A 7,065-nucleotide genomic window follows, 5' to 3' on the forward strand; every position below is an offset into this window, starting at 1 on the left:
TCGCTACTACGGACCCTGTCCGCCGAACGACGAAAAGTCAGAGCAGGCCTTCGGGAAGCTCGGCGCCCGCCTCCATCAGCTCGACCAGACGACGGGCGCGTACGACGGCGTCAGCCGCGACCTCGACGTCGTCGGCCAGCTCGGTGATCCCCTCGCCCGCGGTCGAAGTGCGCTCGTGGAGCGTGTGGAGGAGCGCCTCGCGATCGAGCCCCCGCAGCGCGAAGAGGACCAGCGGGTCGGCATCGATCAACCAGCCGGTCTGGACGAGGACGGCGAGGGCGTGTCGGCACGGGTCGAGGTAGGCGTCGCAGGTGCAGGTCGCCGCGAGCTCGCCGCCGAAGGGCAGCAGCTCGATGCCGACCTCGTCGGCATGCTCGACCAGGTCGAACGACAGGTCGCCGGCGAGCAGCGCCGCGATCCGGCCGGCTTCGGCAGCGACCACGTCGACCAGTGCGGACCGCTCCTCCGCGGCGAGCACCGGCACGGCGATCTCGACCGTCCAGGTGTCGTCACCCTCGCGCACTGCGGCCAGGAGCGAACCCGCGTCGACGGTGATGCCGCCGACGTCGCCCCGACGCGCTGCAGAGCGTCCGCCACGGAGGTCGGCCTCGACGTAGGCCGCCTCCTCGACCGCGCGCTGCCAGGCCTTGCCCCACCACGACCGGACTCCGGTGCGGGAGGGCGCGATCCTGCCGTGGGTGACCCTCACTCGCTCTCCAGGTCCTGGAGGTAAGCCTCGCGCCGAGCGTCGCTGCGCAGGGTGACGAGGTCGCGGAGGTCCTCGTTGCTGAGCTCGGTGAGGGCGGCTTCGCCGCGAGCGAGTACGGCGTCAGCCAGCGCCCGCTTTCGATCGAGGAGTGCCGCGACCCGCTCCTCGATGGTGCCGCGGGTGACCATGCGGTGCACCTGGACGGGCCGGGTCTGGCCGATCCGGTAGGCGCGGTCGGTGGCTTGCTCCTCAACCGCTGGGTTCCACCAGCGGTCGACGTGGATCACGTGGTCGGCCCGGGTGAGGTTGAGTCCGGTGCCGCCAGCCTTGAGGCTGAGCAGGAAGACCGGCACCTCGCCGTCCTGGAAACGCTGGACCATCGCCTCGCGCTGCCCGACAGGTGTGCCGCCGTGCAGGAACTGGTGCTCGATCCCCACGCTCGCGAGGTGCTGCTCGACGAGGCGGGCCATGGCGACGTACTGCGTGAAGACCAGCACCGCACCGCCCTCGGCGATCACCGTCGTCAGCAGCTCGTCGAGCAGGGCGAGCTTCTCGCTCCGGCCGGCCAGCTTGACCGCGCCGGACTGCTTGAGGAACTGCGCCGGGTGGTTGCAGATCTGCTTGAGGCCGGTGAGCAGCGCGAGCACCAGGCCGCGACGCGCGGGGTCGTCGCCGCCGAGCCGCTCGATGCGCTCCATCGTGTCGCGGACGAACGCCTCGTAGAGCACCGCCTGCTCACGGGTCAGGCCGAGCAGGTGGTCGGTCTCGGTCTTCGGCGGCAGCTCGGGGGCGATGCCGGGATCGGACTTGCGGCGCCGCAACAGGAACGGCCCGATCAGGTCGGCGAACTGCCGGGCCTTCGTCGGCTCGGCGCCCGACTCGATCGGGGCTCCCCACACGCGGCGGAAGGCCTGGCGACTGCCGAGCAGGCCGGGGATCACCCAGTCGAGGATCGACCACAGCTCGGTGAGGTCGTTTTCCACCGGGGTGCCGGTCAGGGCGACCCGTGCGCGGCTCGGGATCAGGCGCAGCGCGCGCGCGGTCGAGGACCTTGAGTTCTTGACGTGCTGGGCCTCGTCGGCGACGACGAGGTCCCAGGCGACCTCGGCGAGAGCCGCGTGGTCGCGCCGCATGGTGCCGTAGGTGGTGAGCACGAAGCCGCCGTCGATGTCGCTCAGCTCACGGGCGGTGCCGTGGAAGCGGCGGACCTGGAGGTCGGGGGCGAAGCGCTGGATCTCCGCCTCCCAGTTGCCCAGGAGACTGGCCGGGCAGACCACGAGGGTCGGTGCGCCCTGCGACTGACCGTGCTCGCGCCGGTGGAGGTGCAGCGCGATCAGGGTGATCGTCTTGCCGAGGCCCATGTCGTCGGCGAGGCAGGCGCCGAGCCCGAGCCCGGTCAGGTCGGCGAGCCAGGTCAGGCCGTGGCGCTGGTAGTCGCGTAGCTCGGCCTGGAGCGCAGCTGGCGCGGCGAGCGGCTCCCGGGTCGGAGCCGCGAGCAGCTGCTCGCGGACCTTGAGGAGGCTGGCCCCGACGATGACCTGCTCGGCGCCGTCGGTCGCCTCGCCTGCACCATCAGGGGGGAGCTCGGCGACACCGGTGAGGGCGGCGGCGAGGGCCTGCGCGCCGCTGGCCTTGCGGATCAGCCGCTTGCGCGCGCGCTGGGCCGTGGCCGGGTCGACGACCGTCCATGCGCCGCGGAGCCGGAGCACCGGTCCGGCCGCCTGCGCCAGCTCGGTCATCTCCGCCTCGGTCAGCTCGTCGCCGTGGAGGGCGACCTGCCACGAGAACGCGAACAGGCCATCGACCGAGAACGGGCTGTCCTGCAGCGGCAGCTCCGGGTTGCGCGGGTCAGGACGACGCTCGAGCACCGCGCGGGTGGTGAGGTCGCGGCCCAACGAGCGCGGCCAGTGCACGTCGACCCGCGCGTCGCGAAGGGCGCCGACGTGCTCGAGGAGGCTGCTGATCTCCTCGCCGTCCAGGGTGAGCTGATCGGGCACGGAGAGGCCGAGCAGCCGGTCGAGGACGGGCCAGACCTCGGCGGCCGCACGCAGCGCGATGCTCGCGTGCACCCGGGCTCGGGCCCCGAAACCGTGTGCCTCTTCGTCCTCGGCCCACAGCACCGCAGCGTCGCAGACGTGCAACGGGTCCCGCTCGTCGTGGACCTGCAGCACCAGGCGCACCGTGCCCGCGCTCAGCTCGTCCTCGTCGGCCTCGACCCGCAGCGAGATGCGCACCAGCTCGGGCAGGGCGATCGCCGACCGCTCCGCCCGGGCCCGCTCCTCGGCGCGATGCCGGATCCGGTCGGCAAACCCGGTGCGCTCTCGCGGTGCGGCCTCAGCAGCGACGGGGGCCGCTCGCGGCAGCGCATCGGCGACCGCGTCGAGCAGCGCGGCCACCAGGTCCGCGGCCGCCTCGGGATCGACGTCGTCGTAGGCACGCGCTTGGGCGAGGCGACTGACGCTGTCACGGTCGCGCTCGTCGAGGCCGTCGATCCGCCAGCTCGGCTTGCCCGGCCCCGGATGGGGCGCGAACTTGCCCGCGGCGACGAACCGCGCGGCGAGCAGTGCTGCGCCGCCCAGCAGCGCGACGCTCGGGTGGACGTCGGACTGGGTGCGGGCGCGCCCCAGCACCGGGAGCGCCGCCCGGATGGGTAGCACGATCGTGCGGTGCTCCGCGGTGAACTCGATCGTGCCGTCGCGCGGCGGATCAGCGGGCCGGAAGGTCGCCGGTCCCGACACAGGCACGAAGCTCACACAGGGACGCTAACGGGAAGGTCCTACACACCGGTGGTTGAGGTGCGAGCGAAGCGAGCCTCGAAACCCCGCTACGTCTTGTCGCGCGACAACAACCCCTTCAGTCCGACAGCGCCCAGGATGAGACCGCCACCGACGGCCAGCCCCGAGCCCCACCAGGTCGGGTGCTCGACGGCGAGGACGAAGGTCGCACTCGGTACGGCGATCGCCGGCATCACGATCGCTAGCACCGTGAATCCCGGGTTGCCCTCGAGCGAAGCGGCGAGCGCCCACAGCAAGGTGAGCACCGCGACGATCGCCAAGATGATGTAGACGTCGTTGTCGTAGTCCGGCGGCTTGGGCGGCGTGTAGGTCTGCTCGGTCGAGCTGTAGTCGTAGTAGTCGTCGCCACCACCGAAGAGGCCGTCGAAGAACTGGGAGACCGCGAGCGCCAGCAGGATCCCGTTGAGGCCGATGACGCCGACGATGCCCATGACGATGCCGCTGAGGGCGCGGCTCGGCAGCAGCCACCCGAGTGCGGTGATCCCGAGCACGAACGCAGCAACCGTGGCCGCGCCGATGATGGCCCAGTCGTCGTCGTTGCCGATGTCGAGGATGACGTCGTCGGAGAGCTGGGCGTAGATCGCACCGAGACCGGCGATCGCCGTGATGACGAACGCGCCTCGCCGTACGGCGGCGTAGCCGACCACGGCCAGGACGACGACCACCCCACCCACCAGGTAGGCGAGCCAGTCGTCGCTGCCGTCGATGTCCTCGAGACCGATCCCGAGCATGGTGGCCGCACCGAGGATGCCGACCACGCCCGGCCAGGTGACCAGCTCTTCGCGTCCCCGCCCCGAGCCGAGGATCATCGTGCCGAGGGTGAGCACCAGCAGCGCGGCGGTCGCACTCAGGCCGACCGAGTAGTTGGACCAGTCGAGGTCGCCGTCGGAGCGCGACCGGGTCGAGGAGACGACGATCGCAGCGGCCATCAGGCCGACGCCGATCGCGATCGGGAGCAGGCCCATGCCGGGGCGCTTCGGCTTCGGTGCGACCGGGGCGGGCGCTGCCGGCGGCGGCGGGTCCATCACGGCGGTGGTCGTGCCGGGCGGCGGCGGAGGCGGGGCCGCCGGCGCCGTCATCGGCGGCTGCGTCGGCGGCTGCGTCGGCATCTCCGTGGGCATGGAGGTCGGCGGTGGCATCGGCGGCTGAGCCGGAGGCTGTGCAGGCGTCGCGTCGGGGCCCGTGGTGGGAGCGTCCTCGGTCATGGTTCGACGTTAGGGCCAACGTCCGCTGATCCCTTGGAGGTTGGGCCTCAGGCCGACACGGCCAAGGTCAGCGGCAGCACCGCTTCGGCTCCCGCCGCGGCGAGAGCGTCGGCCGCAAGCGTGAGTGACCACCCGGTGGCGACGAGGTCGTCGACGAGTAGCACCCGGCGGCCCCGTAGGGCATCGGCGTCGTCGAGCACCAGGCCGTGGCGACGGCTCACCGCCGCCACCCGCTGGGCCGAGTTGGTCGCGCCCGCACCGGCCGGCACATCGGGGTTGGTCACCGCCCACCGGCCGACCACCGGACGTTGCAGGTAGCGCGCGAGCCCACTGGTGAGGTCAGCCACGAGGTCGCCACGCGTCATCGACTCGGTCATGACGATGGCGTCGATCTCGGGGCGCCAGTCGGCGAGCATGGCGACCACGGCCCGCACCAACGGCACCGGGACGGTGGTCGGCACCGCGTCGGAGGGGCGGAAGAGATCGCGCAGCGCCTGCCCGTGGCCGAGGTCGGTCAGGCGGGCGATGGCCCGCCCTTCTTCCGCGGGCTGCTTGATGCGGCCCGAACGATCGACGCCCAACGCGCTCAACCCGGTCGGCCACAGCTTGCGCGGCTCGATCGGCACCCCCGGACGCGACAGCCGATCAGCCGCCTCGGCAACCGCCTTCGGGGACACGTCGGCGGGCAGGTCGAGCCCGCCGCAGTTGTCGCAGCGGCCGCAGGTCCAGTCGCCGCCCGCACCCGGGTCGTCGAGCTGGTCGCGGAGGAACCACATCCGGCACCGGTCGGTCGTCAGGTAGTCGAGCATCGCCTGCTGCTCGCGCTCCCGCGCCTCGGCGACGCGGCGATAGCGCTCGGCGTCGTAGGCCCACTCCTGACCGGTCGACTCCCAACCGCCCTTGACCCGGCGCACGGCGCCGTCGACGTCGAGGACCTTGAGCATCGTCTCCAGGCGGTTGCGGCTCAGGTCGACCCGAGCCTCCAGGGCGGGGGTGCTCATCGCGCCGCCGGACTCCCCGAGGGCCGCAAGGGTCTCGCGCACGAGCTGCTCGCGGGGGAAGGCGAGCGAGGCGAAGTAGGCCCAGATGTCACGGTCCTCGATGGCCGGCAGCAGCACGACCGACGCCGGCTGCGTGGTGCCGCGACCCGCACGACCGACCTGCTGGTAGTAGGCGACCGGTGAGCTCGGCGCACCCAGGTTGACGACGAAACCCAGGGACGCGTCGAACCCCATGCCGAGGGCGCTGGTCGCGATGAGCGCCTTCACCTCGCCGTCGAGCAACGCCTGTTCGAGGGCGAGGCGTTCGGTCTGCTCGGTCTGGCCGGAGTAGGCCGCCACCTGATGCCCACGGGAGCGGAGGTAGTCGGCCACCTGCTGGGTCGCAGCGACCGTCAGGCAGTAGACGATCCCGCTCCCCGGTTGCTCGGCCAGGTGGTCGGCCAGCCACGCGAGCCGCTGCTCGGCCGTGGTCAGCCGGACGACGCCGAGCCGCAACGACTCGCGGTCGAGGCTGCCGCGCAGGACGAGCGCTTCTCCGCTGAGCTGCTCGGCGACGTCGTCGGTCACCCGCTGGTTGGCCGTCGCGGTGGTCGCAAGGACCGGGATGCCGTCAGGCAGCTCGGCAAGGAGGGTGCGGATCCGGCGGTAGTCGGGGCGGAAGTCGTGGCCCCAGTCGGAGATGCAGTGGGCCTCGTCGATGACCAGGAGCCCGCACGTCGCCGCGAGGCGCGGCAGCACCTCGTCGCGGAAGCCCGGGTTGTTGAGCCGTTCGGGGCTCACGAGCAGGACGTCGACCTCGCCGCGCTGGATCGCATCGTTGGTCTCTTGCCACTGCTCCATGTTGGTCGAGTTGATCGTGACCGCGCGGATGCCGGCGCGCTCGGCGGCACCGATCTGGTTGCGCATCAGGGCGAGCAACGGCGAGATGATCACTGTCGGGCCACTGCCCGCCTCGCGCAGCAGCAGCGTCGCCACGAAGTAGACCGCCGACTTGCCCCACCCCGTGCGCTGCACCACCAGCGCGCGTCGCCGGTCGACCACGAGCGCCTCGATCGCGGCCCACTGGTCGTCGTAGAGCTCAGCGTCGTCGCGACCGACCAGCGCTCGCAGGTGCTGCTCGGCGCGACTGCGGACAGGTGCGTCGGTGGCTGCGGTCATGCCGTCGTGTCTATCAGCCGGGTCCGTCGGTATCCGCAGCAGAGGCGTTGTCTAGTCCATTAGGTAAAAAATCAGCCGAATTTCGAGAAGTACCTGTGGGGTACGCCAGAGGCCAGATAGTTTCTCTCTTGCCGCTGCAGGTGACCCGAGACGCCTGCAGCGGCACTTCACTTTTGGGTTAGCGGCCAGATTGTGTG

General features: G+C 71.7%; 5 protein-coding genes. 1 reads left to right on the forward strand and 4 read right to left on the reverse strand.

Annotated elements, in window-relative coordinates; all coding sequences use genetic code 11:
• Nucleotides 1-37: 37 nt before the first annotated feature.
• From F0U44_RS06915 to F0U44_RS06925, 3 genes are all read right to left on the reverse strand, one after another.
• Nucleotides 38-709 (reverse strand): SWIM zinc finger family protein, encoded by a 672-nt coding sequence (locus F0U44_RS06915; protein ID WP_149727445.1) that lies wholly within the window; start codon nucleotides 707-709, stop codon nucleotides 38-40.
• The gene (locus F0U44_RS06920; protein WP_149727446.1) at nucleotides 706-3,462 is read right to left on the reverse strand and encodes a DEAD/DEAH box helicase; all 2,757 of its coding nucleotides are present in this window, start codon (nucleotides 3,460-3,462) and stop codon (nucleotides 706-708) included. Before F0U44_RS06920 ends, F0U44_RS06915 begins: the two co-directional genes overlap by 4 nt.
• 71 nt (nucleotides 3,463-3,533) lie before the next feature.
• Nucleotides 3,534-4,469 (reverse strand): hypothetical protein, encoded by a 936-nt coding sequence (locus tag F0U44_RS06925; RefSeq protein ID WP_149727447.1) that lies wholly within the window; start codon nucleotides 4,467-4,469, stop codon nucleotides 3,534-3,536.
• On the opposite strand from F0U44_RS06925, the gene F0U44_RS06930 reads away from it, so the two are divergent.
• A complete protein-coding gene (locus F0U44_RS06930) occupies nucleotides 4,468-4,653 on the forward strand; it encodes a hypothetical protein (protein ID WP_149727448.1) in 186 nt (61 codons plus the stop codon). The two genes, F0U44_RS06925 and F0U44_RS06930, sit on opposite strands and share 2 nt — an antisense overlap.
• Nucleotides 4,654-4,756: 103 nt before the next feature.
• Here F0U44_RS06930 and F0U44_RS06935 read toward each other — a convergent pair whose 3' ends face one another.
• Nucleotides 4,757-6,868 (reverse strand): RecQ family ATP-dependent DNA helicase, encoded by a 2,112-nt coding sequence (locus F0U44_RS06935; RefSeq protein WP_149727449.1) that lies wholly within the window; start codon nucleotides 6,866-6,868, stop codon nucleotides 4,757-4,759.
• Nucleotides 6,869-7,065 lie beyond the last annotated feature (197 nt).

The sequence above is a fragment of the Nocardioides humilatus genome (genome assembly GCF_008373755.1).
Taxonomy (GTDB): domain Bacteria; phylum Actinomycetota; class Actinomycetes; order Propionibacteriales; family Nocardioidaceae; genus Nocardioides; species Nocardioides humilatus.

Coding starts and splice junctions, on each gene's coding strand:
- F0U44_RS06930 (WP_149727448.1), top strand. CDS start 4,468: ATGCCGGGGCGCTTCGGCTTCGGTGCGACCGGGGCGGGCGCTGCCGGC.
- F0U44_RS06935 (WP_149727449.1), bottom strand. CDS start 6,868: ATGACCGCAGCCACCGACGCACCTGTCCGCAGTCGCGCCGAGCAGCAC.
- F0U44_RS06925 (WP_149727447.1), bottom strand. CDS start 4,469: ATGGGCCTGCTCCCGATCGCGATCGGCGTCGGCCTGATGGCCGCTGCG.